Here is an 18,216-nt window from a genome sequence, read left to right as displayed (position 1 = left end):
CTTGCCGGCGCAGCCGCTGAGCACTCCTTAGGCGGTGACTATGTCCCCGCCAGGTCTACACGCGCCTTTTCCAACTCCTCGGCATAGCGACGCATAAGGTGGGCCTCGGTCAGGGTGCCCAGCAATTTCGGATCGGCCAGATTGGTCACGACGACGAGGGCCTCGGCGTTGGATTGCTCGAAAACGCGGGCGGCGTCATTTGCGCCCATGGCCGGATGCAGCATGACGTTCGGCAGCTTGAACAGACTGTCGATCGGCGTGCCGTCATCGGAAATGGCCTCCGCATAGGCATCCGCGACCTCGATCATCCCGGCATAGCGCTCACCGGCGTGTGTGCCGATGACGCGCGTGGCCGAACCCAGCGGATAGAGCCGTCTGAACTCCTTGATCGTCGTTCCCGATGTCACCGATTTCACGTCACGCCGCATCATCTTGCCCACCGTGAGGTTGCGCAGCCAGCCAACGTCATGGGCGCTGCGGATGGTTTCGCCACGCAGATGAAAGCGCCAGGTGGTAAACGAGTAGCCGAAGGTTTCCCGCACCAGCATCGAGGATGCAACCGCGGCGGCCAGCACCGCGATGGTCAATGGCAGGCTGCCCGAAATTTCCAGTGCCAGGAACGCCATGGTCAATGGTCCGCCGACCACCGCAGCGGCTAGGCCCGCCATGCCGACAAGCATGGGTATGCTCGGATCGGGGAAGATGTCCGGGCTTACCCATTGCATCAGCGAAAAGAACACCTGCCCCATCATCGCGCCGAGAAACAGCGATGCGAAGAACAGCCCGCCGCGAAAGCCCGAGCCCAGCGATATGGCCGAAGCCATGATCTTGAGCAGGATGATGAACAGCGCCAGCCAGATCGGCATCGGGCTGGAGGCAAAGACGCGTTCCAGCGCTCCGTGGCCCGCCGACAGCACCATGGGCGAAATGAGCGCCAACCCGCCCAGCAGCACTCCGCCAATCGCCGGTCGCAGCCAGACCGGCACACGCAGCGCCACGAAAGCCGCCTCGACCCGCCCCACAAGCCTCATGAGCACAATCCCGAGGCCCCCGGTCACGAGACCGCAGAGCAGGATCAGCAGAACCTGCGGCAAGGTGATGGCCACCGCGTGGCTGACGGTGACGATGGGCTCGCCATGGCCGAACAGACCCGTCACCAGCACCGCGGCGATGGAGGCGGCGACGACTGGGGCCAGGGTCGCAATGGAATATGTGCCGATGATCAGCTCGAAGGCATAGAAGGCCCCCGTCAATGGTGCGCCAAATGCCGCGGCGATGGCGCCGGCTGCCCCGCATCCCACCAGCCGTCGCAGATCGGCGCGGCGGACGTGAAAAAGATCGCCGAGCTTGGACGCGACGCCGCCCCCCATTTGCGTATAGGCGGCCTCCAGCCCGACCGACGCGCCAAAACCGTTGGAGATAACGGTCTGCAAAGTGATGATCAGGCTGTCCACCATGGAGAGCTTGCCCCCATGCAGCGCGTTGCCCTCCACAAGATCGACATAGCGCGAGCGCCGATTGCGCAATGCCAGCATGAGCACGCCCAGCACGATCCCGCCGATGGCCGGGATCAGCGCCTGATCGGATGGCAATGTCCCCAGTCCGCTCAACCTCTGCTCTGGCGGCAATTGATAGAGTAGCGTTTGGATCAGATAGGCCGTTTCGTGCAGCGCCGTAACCATCAGCCCGGCCAGCGCGCCGACCAGCCCGCCGAGCAGCGCCAGCCAAGCCTCACGCCGGCGCACCATGCTGCGCAGGCGGGCGGGAATGCCCACGTCCTGCACATGCACGCGCCACCAGCCTGCGATCCGAGCGATGGCCGCCCCGAGCTGCACCAAGGCGGCATGCATGCTCGAGGAAACGCGACGGTCGCGGTCTTTATCTTCAGTCATGGTCCGGTCCGACCGATCTGGAGCGGCCGGACACCTTCACGTGTCATAGGCAATGCGTAAACCGGTATTGCTGGCCGAGGACTCGGCGGTCAATGCAGAACGGGCGGCGATGCGATAGCAATAGCAATAGCTGATATGGCAGAGGAAGGGGCCCCCCTTGAGCACCTTTTCCTGCGTGCTGGCCGCATTGTCGTTGCGCGCCTGAGCCTGACGCGAAAGCGAGCGGATCCTGAACGGAGCGGCCGTCCATTCCCAGACATTGCCCGCGGCGGGGCAAGGTCGTCACCATTCTGGAGCAGCAGCCGGAACACCGGCGACCAGCCGAAGCGCTCCGCCTCGGTCACATAGCCGGTGGCGTCAATGAAAGCGGCGAAGCGCTCGTTGGTCACACTGGTGGCCTCGAGGGAAAATGCCGGCAGCTTGACGGGGCGGCGGGGTCCTTCTCCATCCTGCGGATCATCGGGAGCTTTTAGGGCTGACTGCACTCCCACTTGGCGCCCCCATCGATCGATCTGGTCGTTTTTGGCATAAGCGATAACGACAGGCGGCGCCTGACATGTTACGAACGGGCCAATTTGATGCCGTATCGTTTGGACCCTACCAATTGAGCCTCACAGCCAGCGCGCCGGCCAGCCATGCTGCCGGCAAGACCACACTCTCGATCATCGTTGCGGTGAGCGTCTGCCATCTCATCAATGATGTGATGCAATCGATGCTGTCGGCCATCTATCCGTTGCTCAAAACCAATTATCAGCTGGACTATGTGCAGATTGGGCTGTTGACGCTGACCTTCCAGTGCGTGGCGTCGCTGCTGCAACCGGCGATCGGCATGTATACCGACAAGCGTCCGCTGCCATATTCGCTGCCGGTGGGCATGGCGGCGAGCCTGGTGGGGCTGATCGTTCTTGGCATGGCGCAGACCTATTGGCTGTTGCTGATCGGCGCTGCATTCGTAGGGCTGGGGTCGGCGATCTTCCATCCTGAGTCAAGCCGCGTGGCGCGGCTGGCGTCGGGCGGCCGGCATGGTCTGGCGCAATCGATGTTCCAGGTTGGCGGCAATGCGGGCTCGGCCATCGGGCCGCTGCTGGCCGCGTTTATCGTGCTGCCGCGCGGGCAATGGAGCGTCAGCCTGTTTGCGGTGGGCTCACTGGTGGGCATTTTCATTTTGTGGCGGGTGGGGAACTGGTATGCGGAGCACCAGCGGAACAATGCCGGCAAAGCCCCTGCCAGCAAGGCGCTGATCTTCAGCCGGCGCACGACCATGATCGCGTTGATCGTGCTCACCGTCCTGACGCTGACCAAGAATGCCTATATGGCAAGCCTTTCCAGCTACTACACATTCTTCCTGATCGACAAATTCCAAGTCGGCGTGCAGGACGCGCAATTGCTGCTGTTCGTCTATCTCGGCGCCTCGGCGCTTGGCGTGTTCATGGGCGGACCGATCGGGGACCGCTTCGGGGCAAAGTTCGTGATCTGGTTCTCGATCCTGGGCGTGCTGCCATTCACGCTTGCCCTGCCCTATGCGGACCTGACCTGGACGGTGATCCTCACCATCATCATCGGCCTGATCTTCTCATCGGCCTTTTCGGCGATCGTCGTGTTCGCGCAGGAATTGATGCCGGGCCGGATTGGCCTGATTGCCGGCATTTTCTTCGGCTTTGCCTTCGGGGCCGGCGGCATTGCGGCGGCCGCCCTGGGGGCAGTCGCCGATTTCACCAGCATCGAACATGTGTTCTGGTTGTGCTCATTCCTGCCGCTGGCCGGATTGCTGACCGTGTTCCTGCCGGACATGGGCAAGGTGCGATAGCTTACTGATCGCTGCCGCCGCTCGTGGTTTCCCGAAGGCGGAGCGCTGGTTAGCTATGCAGTTTGGGAAAGCCGTGCCGCTCGGACAATAGCTCGAGAATGCGCCGGGTTTCGGAAACGAAGCGGACCTCGCCATGGGCTTTGGCGTCATCCGGCGCAGTGCCGGCAAGCACCAGCAGCGGCAGGCCCTGGTTATCCTCGCCCACCAGATCAATCACCGGCTGGCGCGGCCGCGGGAATGGCAGGCGATGCACGTCGATGCCTTTTGCCAGTTCGGGGAAGCTGGCCAGGAATCCCTCGATCTGGTTGCAATGCGGACAGATGAAGGGGCCATCGGGGCGCTTGGGATCGGCAAAGCCGGGCTGCAGCAGAAAGAGGGTATCGCGGGCCATAAGGAGGCTTTCAGTTTTTGGGTTGGCGGAAATCTGAGATCGGATGGTCGGCGCGGCAGCCACAGGCCGCCGCGCCGGTGATGCGGTCAGGTCCGGGGCAGGCCGGGGGGATTGGTGGCCGAAACATCGATGGACTCGGCCGACAGGTTCCAGCGCTTCAGCGCCTCGCCATAGGTGCCGTCCTTGATCAGGCCGTTGATCGCTGCGGTAATCGCGGCAGCGATACCGGCGTCCTTGCGGGTGGTCACCGCGATATCGGCATTGACGGGCCAGCCGCCGCTGAGCGTGCCGACCAACTTGGTGCCGCCATTGACGGCGGAAGCGTAGGCCAGGCTTGAGTTCGGATTGAACTGGGCATCGGCGCGGCCCGACTGGATGGCCAGTTGCGCGGCGGCGGAGTCGTCATAATACTGCACCTCGACCGGCGCGAGGCCTGCGGCCACGTTCTGGCGATCCCATTCGAGCAGGATTTTTTCCTGGTTGGTGCCGGCGCCGGTGATGACCTTGAGGCCCGCGATATCCTTGGGCTCCTTGATCTGCGTAATCGGGCTGTCGGACTTCACATACCAGCCGAGTACGTCCTTGCGGTAGGTGGAGAAATCCAGCCGCTCCTTGCGCTCCTCGGTCACGGTGACGTTGGAGATGACGGCGTCATACTTGCCGGACACCACGCCCAGCGGCCAATCGGCCCAGGCGACGGAGACCAGCTCGACCTTTTTGCCGAGGGCCTCGCCAATCAGCAGCGCGACATCGGGATCGGCGCCGATGATGGTGGTAGAGTCGTCGGCAAAAGCGGCCAGCGGCGGCTCGCCGACCGAGACGGCGACGGTGAGCGTGTCGGGCTTGGCCCACTGGAAATCGGGCGACAGCAGCGCGATCGCCTCGGGATTGGGCTGGGCGTGGACGCGGCCGGCCTGTGCGGGGCTGAGGTCGAATTCCTGGGCATGCAGGGTGGTTCCGGCGAGCGTGGCAAGCAGCAGACCGGCAGCGATGAATGGCAGTTTGGCTCTATGGGTCATGGTTAGCTCATCTGTTCAAGAGGGCGAGGAGGCGCCGGCGCTGCCCTCGTTGGCGCTGGCGGAAGCTTTGGGCAAGCCGGTGGCGTGCACCGTCCACGCGGGCGGCGGCGGGCCGGAAAGTGGATCGGGTCAGAGCACCTTGGCGAGGAACTCGGCGGTGCGCGGGTGGTTGGGGGCGTTGAACACCTGGGCGGGGGCGCCCACTTCGAGCACCCTGCCCGCTTCCATAAACACCACCTTGTCGGCGACTTCGCGGGCGAAACCGACTTCGTGGGTCACGATGATCATGGTGGTGCCCAAGGTGGCGAGTTCCTTGATCACGTCGAGCACTTCGCCGACCAGTTCGGGGTCTAGCGCCGAGGTTGGCTCATCGAACAGCAGCACCTTCGGCTTAAGCGCCAGAGCGCGGGCGATGGCGACGCGCTGTTGCTGACCGCCCGAGAGATGGCGCGGATAGGCATCGGCCTTTTCGGCAAGGCCGACGCGAGCGAGGAGGTCGCGGGCCTGGGCGATGGCCTCGTCGCGCGGCACGCCCTGCACGGCCACCGGCGCTTCGATGATATTTTCCAGCGCCGTCAGGTGGGGGAACAGGTTGAAGTTCTGGAACACCATGCCGACAGACGCGCGGCGGAGGCGGATCGCCGGTTCCTTGAGCTCCTGCAGGGCATTGTCCTGCCGCTTATAGCCGATCAGTTCGCCATCGATGGTGACGACACCGGCATCGGCGCGCTCCAGATGATTGATGGTGCGCAGCAGGGTGGATTTTCCGGCACCCGACGGCCCGAGAATGGCGGTGACCTCGCCGGGGCGGATGTCGAGATTGACGGCGTCGAGCACCTTGTTGCTGCCGAAGCTCTTGGATACCGCATGGATTTCGACATGTCCCACGCGGCCGCGGACGATATCGGTGCGCGGGGCAATGAAGGGCCGCGCTGGTGCTTTGGTGGCAGTGATCGGCGCGGCGCTGACCACGGCGGGCTTTGGCGCACTCGGGCGCAGATAGGCCAGCGCCAGATCGATGATATTGGAGGGCGTCTCGCGCCGGGTGCCACGAGCGTAGTAGCGCTCGACCACGGCTTGCACCAGTGACAGGATGATCATGATGATCAGGTACCAGACCGTCGCGACCATCAGCAGCGGGATGACTTCGAGGTTGCGCTTGTAGATGACCTGGACGGTGTAGAATAACTCCGGCAGCGCCAGCACGTAGACAATCGACGTCGCCTTGGCCAGGCCGATGATCTCGTTGAAACCGCTGGGCAGGATGGCGCGCATCGCCTGCGGCAGCACGATATTGAGCGCCTGCCGGCGGCGCGACAGGCCGAGCGCGGCCGCGGCCTCGTGCTGGCCCTGATCGACCGACAGGATGCCGCCGCGGATGATTTCGGCGGAGAAGGCGGCTTGGTTGAGGCTGAGGCCGATCACTGCCACTGAAAACGGGCTGAGGATGTCGACGGTTTTGAACTGGGCGAACAGGATATTGGTGAAGGGAACGCCCAGGTTCACGCTCTCATAGAGATAACCCAGATTGTTCAGCACCAGCAGCAGCACGATCAGCGGGATGGAGCGCAGCAGCCAGATATAGCCCCAGGACAGCCCCGACAGCAGAGGCGACTTGGAGACCCGGGCGAAGGCGAGCAGCCCGCCGATCAGGAAGCCCAATACCGAGGCGAGCAGCGTCAGCAACAGCGTACGGCCAAGTCCGACCAGGACCGGCTCGGAGAAGAAGAATTTGGCAAACACATCCCAACCCCAACGGGGATTGGTGAAGGTGGAATGCAGCGAGACCAGGATGACAAAGGCTGCCACAACGGTGCCGACGATGCGCCACGGATGACGCGCCGGAATGATACGATAGCGCGCATAATCGCGTGAGGAAGCCGGTTGTGCGCTGTCCTGCTCAAGTCCGATATCGGTGGTCGAAGCCATGGCGGAAATCCTGATGTGGCGGCGCAAACGCGCTTTAGTATATAAGATTTGTAGACATTAAAGTTACAGGACGCCCGGGGCAATGCGGCCGCGTTGCGTCCTTGCGGCCGGCGGAGAATAATTTGCGCGTTCAGCGCGAAGCGGCGACCCGTTCGTGCTGCGGCTGGATTTGGAGCGCCAGCGCCGAAATATCCTTCTCGAATGGCAGCGAGCCATAGACTTCGGGATCGACATTGACGTCGAACAGGGCGGTGTAGCCGGTGCTGAGATAGAGGCCTGAGGCCTCGGGCTGGCGGAAGCCGGTGGTCAGGTAAATCCGGCTGTAGCCCTGGCGGGCGGCCTGCGCTTCCAGCTGGACCAGGACGCGCTTGGCGAGGCCCTGGCGGCGGAAATCGGAATGGGTCCAGACCCGCTTGAACTCGGCCGTGGCCTCGTCATAGCGCTTGAACGCGCCGCCGGCGATCGCTTGCCCATCGCGCAGCAGCAGCAGGAAGGCGCCATCGGGCTGGGCGAACAGTTCGGCCGGATAGCGGCTCATTTCGGTGCCGGCGGACTCGCCGAAATAGTCGCCGTAGCGGCTTTGGTATTCGTGGGTCAGTTGCTCGATCAGCGGCTGCGACAGCGGGTCGTGCGGGGTGGTGTAGTGGAACTGGTCGCTCATGCTAAAGGGTCTCCCCGGCATTGTGATCGATTGAATTGGCCGACAGATAATCCTGTGCCAACCGCACCCAATAGCGGGCGGCATCGGGCAGGATGGTGTCGTTGAAATCGTAGTTCGGGCTGTGCAGGTCCGCACTATCGCCATTGCCGACGAAGAGATAGGCGCCCGGCAGCTTTTCCAGCATGAAGGCAAAGTCCTCGCTGGCGGTAATCGGGCGCAGTTCAGCGTGGATGCGTTGCTCGCCGAAGTGGCGGATGGCGACCTGGCGGGCAAACTCGGTCTGCGCCGCGTCGTTGACCAGCACCGGATAGCCGCGCGGATAGTTCACCTCCGCCCGGGCGCCGAAACTTTGCGCATGAGCGTCCGCCAGCGCAATGATGCGCGCCTTGATCTGTTCGCGCACGGCGCCGTTGAAGGTGCGCACGGTGATCTGAAGCTCGACGCTGTCGGGGATGACATTGGGGGCGATGCCGCCATGGATCGAGCCGACGGTGACCACTGCCATCTCCAGCGGATCGACCGAGCGCGACACCACGGTTTGCAGCGCCATCACCAGCGATGCGCTGGCGACGACCGGATCGACGGTCTGCTGTGGCTTGGCGCCATGCCCGCCCTTGCCGATGACCTTGATGATCACGAGATCGACCGAGGCCATGGCCGGGCCGGGCAAGAAGCCGAATTGTCCGGCTGGCACACCGGGCCAGTTGTGCAGGCCGAAGACGGCGTCTACTGGAAAGCGTTCGAAGAGGCCATCGGCAATCATGGTGCGGGCGCCGCCGCCGTTTTCCTCGGCTGGCTGGAAGATGACCCGCAGCGTGCCGGAGAAGTTGCGCGTTTCGGCCAATTGCCGCGCGGCGGCGAGCAGGATGGATGTATGCCCATCATGGCCGCAGGCATGCATGACACCGGGGGTTTGGCTGGCATAATCGAGGCCGGTGGCTTCGAGGATCGGCAGGGCATCCATATCGGCGCGAATGCCAACGGAGCGCTCGCCGGGACCAACCTTGAGCGTGCCGACAACGCCGGTCTTGCCGACGTTGCGCGCGACTTCGTAGCCCCAGGATTCGAGATAGTCGGCGACCAGGGCACTGGTCTTGTGCTCGTTATAGGCTAGCTCCGGTGCGCCATGCAGCTTGCGCCGCAGGGCGACGAATTCGTCGGCAAAGCCGGCGATCGCCGTGGCGACGGGATCGATCGCCAAGGGGCCTTGAACCGTCATCAGCCGACCGCTTTCTCGTCGCCCAGCGTATAACGGCTCTGGCGGAAGGGCAGTTCGAGATGGTCGCGCAGCGTGCTGCCGATCTGGTCGCGCGTGTGGCGGCCACGCGCTTCGAGGACGGGGAGCACATGTTGCTCAAAATCGTTGAGCCCCTCGGTGATCACCGGGAAACCTAGCACGAAGCCGTCGGCCGCGCCGCCATCGACCCAGGCTTCGATCTCGTCGGCGATCCGTTCGGGCGTGCCGACAAAATTGCTGCGCGGGGTTGCCGATTCCAGCGCCACTTCGCGCAGGGACTGGTTTTTCTCCTTGGCGATGCGCTTGATGCGGTCGGTGCCGGAGCGGAAATTATTCTTGCCGATGTCGCCTAGTTCGGGGAACGGCGCATCCCGGTCGTATTGCGTGAAATCGTGGTGATCGAAGAAGCGGCCGAGATAGAGCAGCGCTTCGCGCACGGTCACGAGATCGCGGATGGCAGCGTATTTGCGCTGCGCCTCTTCCTCGGTGGAACCGACGATGGGTCCGATGCCGGGGAAAATCTTGATCGCATCGGCGCCGCGACCATGGGCGATGGCGCTTTGCTTGAGCTTGGATGCCAGCTCGCGGTTTTCTTCCAGCGAGGCCGCACCGGCAAAGATCGCGTCGGCGTGCCGGCCGCCCAGTGTGATGCCATCGTCGGAACCGCCGGCCTGGAACAGCACGGTCTGGCCCTGCTGGCTGCGCTGGATATTGAGCGGGCCCTCGGCCGAGTGGAACTTGCCCTTGAAGTTGACGCGATGCAGCTTGGAGAAATCGGCAAATTGGCCGGTCTCGCGATCGCGGATGAAGGCGTCATCGTCCCAGCTGTCCCAGAGACCCTTGACGATTTCGATGTGTTCGCCAGCGATCTCATAGCGCAGGGCGTGGTCGGGGTGCTTGTCGCGGCCGTAGTTCTTGGCCGAACCTTCCAGCGGCGAGGTCACGGCGTTCCAGCCGGCGCGGCCCTTGCTGATCAGATCGATGGAGGCGAACTGCCGGGCTACGGTGAAGGGGTCGCTGTAGGAGGTCGAGAGCGTGCCGACGAGGCCGATCTTGTCGGTCGCCGCCGCCAGCGCCGCGAGGATGGCGATGGGCTCGAAGCGGTTGAGGAAATGCGGAATGGATTGTTCGTTGATGTAGAGCCCATCGGCGATGAAGGCGAAGGCGATGCCGGCGGCCTCGGCCTGCTTGGCGGTACGCACGTAGTAATCGAAATTGACGCTGGCGTCGGCTGGGACGCTCTCATGCTTCCAGGCGTTCATATGGCCGCCGGGGCCCTGCAGCATGATGCCGAACGGAATGCGCTTGCTCATGATTGTCTCCTGAAATGAGTTAGGCCGAGGCCACGAGCCGAAGGTCGCGCTTGCGCTTCGGCCAGCAGATCCAATGCGGTGAGACGCGTGGCGCCCGCATTGGCGAAATCGATGATGAATTCGGTGATGGCATGGCGGCCGGCGAGGTCATCCAGCGCGTCCAGCACGTCATGGGCCGATCCTGCCAGGACGCTCGAGGGCTTGCGCTCCACCGTGTATTCGGTGACGCCGGCCTGCCGCGCATATTCGGCGGCCTGCGCCTCGCTGCCGACGGTGACGCTTTGCGCGCCGGGAATATGCAGTTTGAAGGGCGTGAAAACTTCGGCCTGGCTGCGGGCGTCGTCGCCATTTTCGGCAATGATCGCGGCCACGGCGACGATGGGCGCCCTGCCCGTGGCGCTGCGGAAAGCATCGACGGCTGCGGTCAGCGTCGCGTCGTCGCCATTGAGGTGACGGGCGAAGACGAAGTTCCAGCCGAGTTCAGCCGCCAGTTTGGCGCTTTCGACGCTGGCGCCCAGCAGGTGGCGCTCGGCGCTCGTGGCTGGGCGCGGCGTGGCGTCCAGGCCTTCGGTGCGGCCGACGGCGTCCTCCGCCAGATAGGCGTTTAGCTCCGAAAGCTGTTGGGCAACAGCCGGCTTTTTCGCTGGGTCCTGAGCGCCCTGCAATGCCCGCGTCGAAAGCGGCAGCCCGCCGGGCGCCTTGCCGATGCCGATATCGATCCGACCGGGCGCCAGCGACGCCAACAGGTTGAAATTCTCCGCGACCTTGTAGGGGCTGTAATGCTGCAGCATCACGCCGCCGGAGCCGATGCGGATATGTTTGGTGTGCGCCGCAAGAAACGCGATCAGTACCTCGGGCGAGGAACTCGCCAGATCAGGCGTGTTGTGATGCTCTGCAACCCAGAAGCGATGGAAGCCCAGCGCTTCGGCGCGTTGCGCCAGGGCGACGGTGCGCTGCAATGCAGCATTGGCGGCTTCGCCGCGGACGATTGGGCTCTTGTCCAGAACACTCAGGGCATAGCTCATGTGGGCTTCCGATCCATGCCAAAAGGCAACTCGACACGGCAAAATCTATATACTACTAAAACTATAGACAATGGCCGCTGCCTCACTGCATCATTATTAGGCAGAGTTTTTCCCTCCCGCTGACGCGGAAGGAATGCACGGCTAAGGATGTGTCGCTGCGGGCGGTTTCGTTCTCGTTTGAGAGCATTTGGACGGGAAACGAATATGAAAGTTGCAATTGTCGGGGCGGGGATCGCCGGGTTGTCGCTGGCTTGGGCGCTGAACAAGCGCGGCGTGGCGGTATCGCTGTTCGATCAGGGGGCGATACCCAATCCGGTTTCGTCTTCGGTCGATGACCACCGCATCACCCGCCACACCTATGGCAGCCTGACGGGCTATGGCGATTTGATGCCCCATGCCTTTGCGGCCTATGACCGGCTGTGGGCCGATCTCGGCGTCACGCACTACCTGCCCACGGGCATGGCCTATATCGCCCGCACGGATGTGGATTGGCACGGGGCGGCTGCCGAGGAACTCGACCGCCTCAAGATCAGCCATCGGGCGCTTTCCCTGGGCGAGATTGCCGAACGCCTGCCAATGATCCGGCAGGAGGGCATTGTCAGCGCCTTCGAGGCGGGTGGCGCTGGCATGCTGTTTGCCGGTCGTATCGTTGCCGATCTGGCGCGCTGGCTGGAAGAGCATCTGGTTGAACTGCATCCGCATAGCCGGGTGGAACAAGTCGATCCGGATGCTGGATATCTGATCGCCAATGGCGTGCGCCACGACGCCGATGTGGTGGTGATCGCCGCGGGTGCCTGGCTGCAGGAACTCCATCCGGCGGCGGCCGGCCGCATAGTGCCGTCGCGGCAGACGCTGCTCTATCTCAAGCCACCGGCGGCGTTTGCCAACGCCTGGGCGAACGCGCCGGTGATCGTTGACCAGGGAAGCGGCCACGGCGCCTATATCCTGCCGCCGCGCAACGGCACCCGGCTGAAGATTGGCGACCATACCTTCACCCGTATCGGCACGGGCGGTGACGATCGCATCGCCACCGCCGCCGATATTGCGCCGGTACGAACGGCCGCAGAGGGCATCCTGGCGCAATTCGGCGACTATGAGACGCTCGAAACCAAGGTCTGCTACTACACGGTCACCGACGATGAACGCTTCGTGGTCGAGCCAATTGGCGGCGCCGGCTGGGTACTCAGCGCCTGTTCGGGCCATGGCTTCAAGCTCGGCCCGGTGATTGCATCGGGACTGGCTGATGCGATCGTAGGCGCGCGCCCGGCCGGAGAAATTCCGGCCTGGGCGGCAGCGAGAGGCTGACGCTGGTGGCGCGCTACGCCGGGCGGAGGCGCGAGCCCGGTCAGACCGGGTCGAGCCCGTCGCGGAAGTCATTGAGCTCGGCATCAACCGATGAGGGCGTATCGATCCACTGCTGCATGGGCTCGCCGGTCACCGGATCGCGCGACGGAATGGGCAGCATCATGATGCGCTTGGCGGCAGCGCGGCGGCTCTCCTCGGTTAGGTGGTCCTCCTGCATGTTGTCCCAGTCGCGCCCGTCCGGATACCCGCCGACCATCATGATGTCGTCGGACTGCCCCACCATCATGTGCGAGACGCCGGCGGGCATGACAACGATGTCGCCCGCTTCAACGCGCACGCGAATACCGCCGCGACCGAACAGTTCCAGTTCCATCCATCCCGTGGCCACCGCGAGGCATTCATGCGTCGTGGAATGGAAGTGGGGGTAGGTGTAGACGCCCGGATATTGCCAGTTGTTCAGCCAGGAATTGGTGCGAAGGCGCGTACGCACGGCCTCGACACCGCCGCCCGCGACAGCGCCGCGGTAGACCAGCAGCGGGAACCGGCTATTCGGGAGCATTCCCTTGGGCTTTGACCAATGCAGTTCAGGGTCCGTTTTGGACATGGCGTCTCCTCTCTTGTTTTGAGTGAACCATAAGGCGCTCATCGGCTTTGGAAAGCCGGCAAATTGTTTATCCAATCCAGTATTTGAGCCATTGCGGTCGAAGGCGCTACGCCTGTTCGACGGCCAGCATGTGCTCGAGCCGGCTGACAGCCTCGGCAGCCAGTGTTCGGCAGGTCGCCTCCTCGATGCTCGCCTCGGTGCAGAACATTCGCAGGATCGCGGCTTCCTTGTCGGCTCGCCTGACGGTGAACAGCAACGGCTTGCCGCTGGGCTTTTCGCTCCCCGGCGATGCGGAGAAACGGGCCAGCGTCTGGTAAGTCGCGCCGTGGCAGGCTTGCAGCTCGACCCCCGCATTGGTCTGGTCGCGCAACCACGTCAGGATCGGGGCCGCGCGGCCGTGGAGGGGCGCCAGATTACTGGCCGCATAGGCAAAAGCGCCGGCGGCGGTCCCTGGGACGAGATGTCCATCAGGCTGCTTGCTGACGAGCCCAGCCTCGACCATGCGCTTGACCACCGCAAAGGCCGTGGAGCGCGCCACACCGCCATCAGCCACGAGGGCGCCGACGCTCAGGGGCTCCCCCGTCGCCATGCGCGACAGAATCAGACCGAGCGTCGCCACGCCGGCCGACTGGTCCTTGCTCATCAGGTGGCAGTCCCCAGGCTTGCGGCGGACCGGTTATAGCTGTTGCCCGGATAACTGACGCGGAAGGCGCGCGGATCGTAGGCGGGTCCGAGGCCAGCGCCGAATACGAGGTCGTCCGGCATGTCCCAGCGGACGTGATCCTCGGCCCATAACTGCGCGCGCAGGGGGTTGTTCGCCGAGGTGCGGGAGGCGACGAAGCGCGATGCCATGCTAATCTGCTTGGGCACCCACGCTCCGTTGATCGCCGCGAGCAGGACCTCGAAAGCCCGTATGCCCATGGCGGGTGGATAATCGATGGAGGCCATGAGGATTTTTTGGCGCACGGCAAGCTTGTAGGACAGGTTGAGGTCGCCGCCTGTGTGGGGTGGGATATGTCCCGGCTCGAACCCTGCACCGAGGAAGGCCTGGATGGAGCCGGCGCTATTGAGCCCGCTGTCGCACCACACGCCCGATATGGCCTCGCCATGGCGCGCGATGGCATCGGCGGCTGTCGCGTAGGCCAGTTCGCGGTTGAAGCGGGTGGCGTCGGTGTTGACCACTTTGATGCCGGGGAAGCGCGCGAAAATGTCCATTGCGGTGGCCTGCCGGCTCTGGGTCATCTCGGCATCGGCGTGACCGTACAGCATCAGCACGGTGCCCTTGCGGCCAATGGTATCGGCCAGCCATTGCGCGGTAATTTGCCCGATGGCGGTATTGTCGGAGGTGACGAAGCTGGCGCAGGCCAGGTCGGCGTTGCCGCCCCGCTCGACGAAAACCACCGGCAGGCCGGCAGCATCCATGCGATTGGAGACGCCGACCAGCGCGCGCGGCGATACTGCACTGATCAGAAGACCGTCGACGCCACTGGCGGCGAGGTCCTCGATGTCGTCGACCTGCTTGCGGGCGTCTCCATGCGCGTGCACCACGGTGACGGATTCCAGCTCCCCCTGCAGGCGCGAGGCGGCAAACTCGATGCTGTGCAGCATCGCGACCTGCCAGGGATTGTCCATGGCGCCGTTGGAAACGGCGATGCGAAAGCGGCGGCGCGGTGGCTTGATGAACGGGCTGGTGAGTTCGGGCGCGCGCGCACGACCAACGGTGTATGGATTGACGATCGGGCGGACCGCTTCGCCGAGCACCCGTTCGCGCCTGCGATCCTGTTCATCGCCCGCCTTGGCCAAAGCGGAAGCGAGGCCCGCCGCGACCGGGCCGATCGCAATGCGGCCCCGCATCCGGGTCAGTACCCCTTGATCGGCCAGCATGCCAACGATGCGGTGAAAGCTGGCGCGCGGAATGCCGAGTTCGCCGGCAAGTTCGACATTGCGGGCGCTGCCGCCCCGTCGCGTCAGCGCAATGATGAGGTCTATGGCGGCATCGACACCGCTGCGCTGCGTTCCCGGCATCATTCTCCTCCCAGAGACTTCAGCTGAGAGCCACGAGATTCCCGAACGCCATCCAAGTCAACTCGTCCGTCTCAAATGCAGAGCCACGCTCGCGAAATTGACCGGGAATTCCTCCGCGCCCTACACACCCGGGCGCAGGCGGAGCGACGTACCATCGACGGCGAAGATTTGCAGCCGCTCCGGCCTAAAGGTCAGCCCGACATCCTGGCCGATGGCAACGGCGGAGTCGCGCGGCGCTCGCACCGTCACCGCATGGGCACCGGGCACTGCCACATAGGCGAACGTATCCGAACCCAGCCGCTCCACGACATCGACCTTGCCGTGGATCAGGCCTGTGCCATCGGGCGAAATTTCGATGTCGTCCGGCCTGATGCCGACATTGGCCACGTCGGTGCCGGTCATCTTGCCCGCCTCGATCCCCACGCCGCCATTGATGGAAATCCTGCCCTCCTTGAACGCCGCTGGCAGCACATTCATCTTGGGCGAGCCGATGAACTGGGCGACGAACAGGTTGGCGGGGTGCTCATAGAGTTCGAGCGGCGAGCCGGTCTGCTGGATGATGCCCTTGTCGAGCACCACGATTCGGTCGGCCAAAGTCATGGCCTCAACCTGGTCGTGGGTGACGTAGATCATGGTGGCGCCGAGGCGCTGGTGCAGCTTGGTGATCTCGATGCGCATATCGACGCGCAGCCCGGCGTCGAGATTGCTCAGCGGCTCGTCGAACATGAAGGCGACCGGCTCGCGCACGATGGCGCGGCCAATGGCGACGCGCTGGCGCTGCCCGCCCGAGAGTTCGCGCGGCTTGCGTTCCAGATAATCCGAGAGCTGGAGGAGGCGCGCCACCTCATCGACGCGCTGGCGGATTTCGTCTTTGGGGAAACCAGCGACCTCCAGCCCGAACGACATGTTGCCGCGAATGGTCTTGTGCGGATAGAGCGCATAGGACTGGAACACCATGGCCAGCTCCCGCTCGGCGGGCCCCAGATTGGTGACATCGCGCCCATCGATCAGGATCGTGCCGCCGCTGGTTTCCTCAAGTCCGGCGACGAGCCGCAACAGCGTGGATTTGCCGCTGCCGGAGGGGCCGACGAAGACGACGAATTCGCCATGCTCGACCTTGAGATCGACGCCGCGGATCACCTTGACCGAGCCGAAGCTCTTCTCGACGCCCTTGAGTTCGATTACCGCCATGATGGACTCCAGATTGTCGTGTGCATCACGCCTTGACCCCGCCGGCGCCAAGGCCGCCCTGCCAATAGCGTTGCATGATGAGGAAGGCGGCGATCACCGGCACAATGGAGACCAGCGAGCCGGCCATGACGATGCTGAACAGCACCGCACCGCCGCTGCCCGAAGTTGCCAGCGCATACCATTGCGACAGGCCCACGGTGACGGGAAAATTGTCCGAGGAATTGAGCAGCACCAGCGGCAGGAAGTAATTGTTCCAAGTGGCCACGAAGGCCAGGATCAGCACTGTCGCAAACCCCGGCGTGAGCAGGCGGAAAGCGATGTTGAAGAAGATATGCACTTCCCCGGCCCCATCGACACGACCGGCCTCGATCAGCTCGTTACTGAGCGCGTCATCGGCATAGACCTTCATCAGGAACACGCCGGGCGGAAACACCAGCGAGGGCAGGATGACGGCCCAGGGCGTATTGACCAGCCCAACCTTGGACAGCAGCAGGAAAATCGGGATCACCAGCGCCGTCTGCGGGATCATCACCGCACCCAGCACCAGGGCGAAGCTGAGCTTTTTGCCGACGAATTCGAACTTGGAGAAGGCATAGCCCGCAAAGGTGGCGAACAGCGCCGCGCCCACGCCCGACACCACCGAATAAAGGATGGTATTGAGCAGCCAGCGCGAGAAAATGCCATCCTGATAGGTAAACAGGTCCTGCAGGTTCTGCCAGAAATGGAAATCGCCCGAGAACCACAGCCCGAAGGTGCCGAACAGATCGGCATTGGACTTGGTGGAGGACACGATCACGTAGAAGATCGGGATGAAGGTGTAGATGAAATACAGCGCCAGCGCGACGGTGAGCCAGCGGCGGCTGTTGCGGAACGAAGCCGAATTGGCGGTCTTGGAAACGATTGCCATTATGCGGCCCTACGGTTGGCGAGCAGCATGAACACATAGGACACCACCGCCACGACCCCGCCCAGCACGAAGGAGACGGCGGCCGAATAGTTGTATTGCTGGTTGGTGAAGGCCAGCGTGTAGGCATAGAAATTGGGCGTGTAATGGCTGTTGATGATGCCCGGCGCCAGATTGCGCATTAGATAGGGCTCGCTGAACAATTGCAGCGTGCCGATGATCGAGAAAATGATGGTGACGATCACCGTCGGCATGATCAGCGGCAGCTTGATGCGCAGGGCATATTGCAGCCCGGTCGCGCCATCGACAGACGAGGCCTCTTCCAAGTCCTGCGGAATGGCCTGCAGCGCGGCGAAATAGATGATCAGGTTATAGCCCATGAACTCCCACACCGCGATATTGGCGATGGAGCCCAGAATGGTACCGTCGAGCAGGAATTGCGGCTTGGGCAGGTGGAAAAATTCGGCCAGTTGGCCGAACGGGCCAAAGGACGGGCCATAGAGATAGCCCCAGAGCAGCGCGGCGATGACCGAGGGCACCGCATAGGGAATGAAGAACGCGATGCGGAAGAAATTGCGCCCATAGACGCGGCCGCTGTCGAGGATCAGCGCATAGAGCAGCGCCAGGCCGAGCATGATGGGGATTTGCATCAGGCCGAATTTGAATAGCAGGACGACCCCGTCCCAGAACGAGGGATCGGTGAACACCTTGAGGTAGTTGGCGGCGCCGACGAACTGGGTGCCAGCCACCATGGTGGTCTTGAACAGGCTGAGGCCGAAGGCATAGCACAGCGGCGCGATGAGGAACGCGATGAACAAGGCCATGAAGGGCAGCAGAAACAGGTAAGGGGCAACGGACTTGGTCACATAGACCCGTCCGCGCCGCCTGGTCGCGACGGCATCCGGCATGAGCG

General features: G+C 63.6%; 17 protein-coding genes and 1 pseudogene. 2 read left to right on the top strand and 16 right to left on the bottom strand.

The annotated features are described in order from the left end of the window. Window positions 1–38 precede the first annotated feature (38 nt). The 3 genes and pseudogenes from JWP26_RS05480 to JWP26_RS05470 all read right to left on the bottom strand — a co-directional run. Window positions 39–1,892 carry a chloride channel protein gene (locus tag JWP26_RS05480; protein ID WP_299724493.1) on the bottom strand — a complete coding sequence of 618 codons (1,854 nt, stop codon included), beginning with the start codon at window positions 1,890–1,892 and terminating at the stop codon, window positions 39–41. Window positions 1,893–1,928: 36 nt separating this feature from the next. Beyond that, window positions 1,929–2,120, bottom strand: coding sequence for an SUMF1/EgtB/PvdO family nonheme iron enzyme (locus tag JWP26_RS05475; RefSeq protein ID WP_299724544.1), 192 nt, complete (start codon window positions 2,118–2,120; stop codon window positions 1,929–1,931). A gap of 140 nt (window positions 2,121–2,260) precedes the next feature. Beyond that, window positions 2,261–2,377: pseudogene (locus tag JWP26_RS05470) on the bottom strand (hypothetical protein); the annotation flags it as partial. 119 nt (window positions 2,378–2,496) lie between these two features. Between JWP26_RS05470 and JWP26_RS05465 the strand changes: the two are divergent. After that, window positions 2,497–3,699 carry an MFS transporter gene (locus JWP26_RS05465; RefSeq protein WP_299724491.1) on the top strand — a complete coding sequence of 401 codons (1,203 nt, stop codon included), beginning with the start codon at window positions 2,497–2,499 and terminating at the stop codon, window positions 3,697–3,699. A gap of 49 nt (window positions 3,700–3,748) precedes the next feature. On the opposite strand, the gene JWP26_RS05460 is transcribed toward JWP26_RS05465, so the two are convergent. From JWP26_RS05460 to JWP26_RS05430, 7 genes are all read right to left on the bottom strand, one after another. Continuing rightward, entirely contained in the window at window positions 3,749–4,090 is a 342-nt protein-coding gene (locus JWP26_RS05460) for a DUF3088 domain-containing protein (RefSeq protein WP_299724489.1), read from the bottom strand. 86 nt (window positions 4,091–4,176) lie between these two features. After that, window positions 4,177–5,109 carry an ABC transporter substrate-binding protein gene (locus tag JWP26_RS05455; RefSeq protein ID WP_299724487.1) on the bottom strand — a complete coding sequence of 311 codons (933 nt, stop codon included), beginning with the start codon at window positions 5,107–5,109 and terminating at the stop codon, window positions 4,177–4,179. A gap of 129 nt (window positions 5,110–5,238) precedes the next feature. Next, window positions 5,239–7,038 carry an amino acid ABC transporter permease/ATP-binding protein gene (locus JWP26_RS05450; protein WP_299724485.1) on the bottom strand — a complete coding sequence of 600 codons (1,800 nt, stop codon included), beginning with the start codon at window positions 7,036–7,038 and terminating at the stop codon, window positions 5,239–5,241. A gap of 130 nt (window positions 7,039–7,168) precedes the next feature. Beyond that, entirely contained in the window at window positions 7,169–7,699 is a 531-nt protein-coding gene (locus JWP26_RS05445; protein ID WP_299724483.1) for a GNAT family N-acetyltransferase, read from the bottom strand. 1 nt (window position 7,700) lies between these two features. Continuing rightward, a complete protein-coding gene (locus JWP26_RS05440) occupies window positions 7,701–8,918 on the bottom strand; it encodes a M20 aminoacylase family protein (protein ID WP_299724481.1) in 1,218 nt (405 codons plus the stop codon). Further along, window positions 8,918–10,249 (bottom strand): LLM class flavin-dependent oxidoreductase, encoded by a 1,332-nt coding sequence (locus JWP26_RS05435; protein WP_299724479.1) that lies wholly within the window; start codon window positions 10,247–10,249, stop codon window positions 8,918–8,920. Before JWP26_RS05435 ends, JWP26_RS05440 begins: the two co-directional genes overlap by 1 nt. Beyond that, window positions 10,246–11,274: an MsnO8 family LLM class oxidoreductase gene (locus JWP26_RS05430; RefSeq protein ID WP_299724477.1), complete on the bottom strand. Its 1,029-nt coding sequence runs from the start codon at window positions 11,272–11,274 to the stop codon at window positions 10,246–10,248. The genes JWP26_RS05435 and JWP26_RS05430 overlap by 4 nt, the downstream gene beginning before the upstream one ends. A gap of 204 nt (window positions 11,275–11,478) precedes the next feature. On the opposite strand from JWP26_RS05430, the gene JWP26_RS05425 reads away from it, so the two are divergent. Continuing rightward, window positions 11,479–12,579, top strand: coding sequence for an FAD-binding oxidoreductase (locus JWP26_RS05425; RefSeq protein WP_299724475.1), 1,101 nt, complete (start codon window positions 11,479–11,481; stop codon window positions 12,577–12,579). Between the two features lie 40 nt (window positions 12,580–12,619). Here JWP26_RS05425 and JWP26_RS05420 read toward each other — a convergent pair whose 3' ends face one another. From JWP26_RS05420 to JWP26_RS05395, 6 genes are all read right to left on the bottom strand, one after another. Beyond that, complete coding sequence (locus JWP26_RS05420; RefSeq protein WP_299724473.1) at window positions 12,620–13,183, bottom strand: cupin domain-containing protein; 564 nt, start codon at window positions 13,181–13,183, stop codon at window positions 12,620–12,622. Window positions 13,184–13,289: 106 nt separating this feature from the next. Beyond that, window positions 13,290–13,826, bottom strand: coding sequence for a helix-turn-helix domain-containing protein (locus JWP26_RS05415; RefSeq protein ID WP_299724471.1), 537 nt, complete (start codon window positions 13,824–13,826; stop codon window positions 13,290–13,292). Next, the gene (locus JWP26_RS05410) at window positions 13,826–15,211 is read right to left on the bottom strand and encodes a substrate-binding domain-containing protein (RefSeq protein ID WP_299724469.1); all 1,386 of its coding nucleotides are present in this window, start codon (window positions 15,209–15,211) and stop codon (window positions 13,826–13,828) included. Before JWP26_RS05410 ends, JWP26_RS05415 begins: the two co-directional genes overlap by 1 nt. Window positions 15,212–15,328: 117 nt before the next feature. Next, entirely contained in the window at window positions 15,329–16,399 is a 1,071-nt protein-coding gene (locus JWP26_RS05405; RefSeq protein WP_299724467.1) for an ABC transporter ATP-binding protein, read from the bottom strand. Between the two features lie 25 nt (window positions 16,400–16,424). Further along, window positions 16,425–17,306 carry a carbohydrate ABC transporter permease gene (locus tag JWP26_RS05400; protein ID WP_299724465.1) on the bottom strand — a complete coding sequence of 294 codons (882 nt, stop codon included), beginning with the start codon at window positions 17,304–17,306 and terminating at the stop codon, window positions 16,425–16,427. After that, window positions 17,306–18,211, bottom strand: coding sequence for a carbohydrate ABC transporter permease (locus JWP26_RS05395; RefSeq protein WP_299724463.1), 906 nt, complete (start codon window positions 18,209–18,211; stop codon window positions 17,306–17,308). Before JWP26_RS05395 ends, JWP26_RS05400 begins: the two co-directional genes overlap by 1 nt. Window positions 18,212–18,216 lie beyond the last annotated feature (5 nt).

This window comes from Devosia sp. (assembly GCF_028290435.1).
Classification (GTDB): Bacteria; Pseudomonadota; Alphaproteobacteria; order Rhizobiales; family Devosiaceae; genus Devosia.
The sequence above is the reverse complement of the archived record's forward strand: the minus strand, read 5'-3'. Positions and strand labels throughout refer to the sequence as shown.

Bases quoted from the DNA above. Each gene is read 5' to 3' on its own strand.
- JWP26_RS05480 (WP_299724493.1), bottom strand. From the start codon at position 1,892: ATGACTGAAGATAAAGACCGCGACCGTCGCGTTTCCTCGAGCATGCAT.
- JWP26_RS05460 (WP_299724489.1), bottom strand. From the start codon at position 4,090: ATGGCCCGCGATACCCTCTTTCTGCTGCAGCCCGGCTTTGCCGATCCC.
- JWP26_RS05455 (WP_299724487.1), bottom strand. From the start codon at position 5,109: ATGACCCATAGAGCCAAACTGCCATTCATCGCTGCCGGTCTGCTGCTT.
- JWP26_RS05450 (WP_299724485.1), bottom strand. From the start codon at position 7,038: ATGGCTTCGACCACCGATATCGGACTTGAGCAGGACAGCGCACAACCG.
- JWP26_RS05445 (WP_299724483.1), bottom strand. From the start codon at position 7,699: ATGAGCGACCAGTTCCACTACACCACCCCGCACGACCCGCTGTCGCAG.
- JWP26_RS05440 (WP_299724481.1), bottom strand. From the start codon at position 8,918: ATGACGGTTCAAGGCCCCTTGGCGATCGATCCCGTCGCCACGGCGATC.
- JWP26_RS05435 (WP_299724479.1), bottom strand. From the start codon at position 10,249: ATGAGCAAGCGCATTCCGTTCGGCATCATGCTGCAGGGCCCCGGCGGC.
- JWP26_RS05430 (WP_299724477.1), bottom strand. From the start codon at position 11,274: ATGAGCTATGCCCTGAGTGTTCTGGACAAGAGCCCAATCGTCCGCGGC.
- JWP26_RS05425 (WP_299724475.1), top strand. From the start codon at position 11,479: ATGAAAGTTGCAATTGTCGGGGCGGGGATCGCCGGGTTGTCGCTGGCT.
- JWP26_RS05420 (WP_299724473.1), bottom strand. From the start codon at position 13,183: ATGTCCAAAACGGACCCTGAACTGCATTGGTCAAAGCCCAAGGGAATG.
- JWP26_RS05415 (WP_299724471.1), bottom strand. From the start codon at position 13,826: ATGAGCAAGGACCAGTCGGCCGGCGTGGCGACGCTCGGTCTGATTCTG.
- JWP26_RS05410 (WP_299724469.1), bottom strand. From the start codon at position 15,211: ATGATGCCGGGAACGCAGCGCAGCGGTGTCGATGCCGCCATAGACCTC.
- JWP26_RS05405 (WP_299724467.1), bottom strand. From the start codon at position 16,399: ATGGCGGTAATCGAACTCAAGGGCGTCGAGAAGAGCTTCGGCTCGGTC.
- JWP26_RS05400 (WP_299724465.1), bottom strand. From the start codon at position 17,306: ATGGCAATCGTTTCCAAGACCGCCAATTCGGCTTCGTTCCGCAACAGC.
- JWP26_RS05395 (WP_299724463.1), bottom strand. From the start codon at position 18,211: ATGCCGGATGCCGTCGCGACCAGGCGGCGCGGACGGGTCTATGTGACC.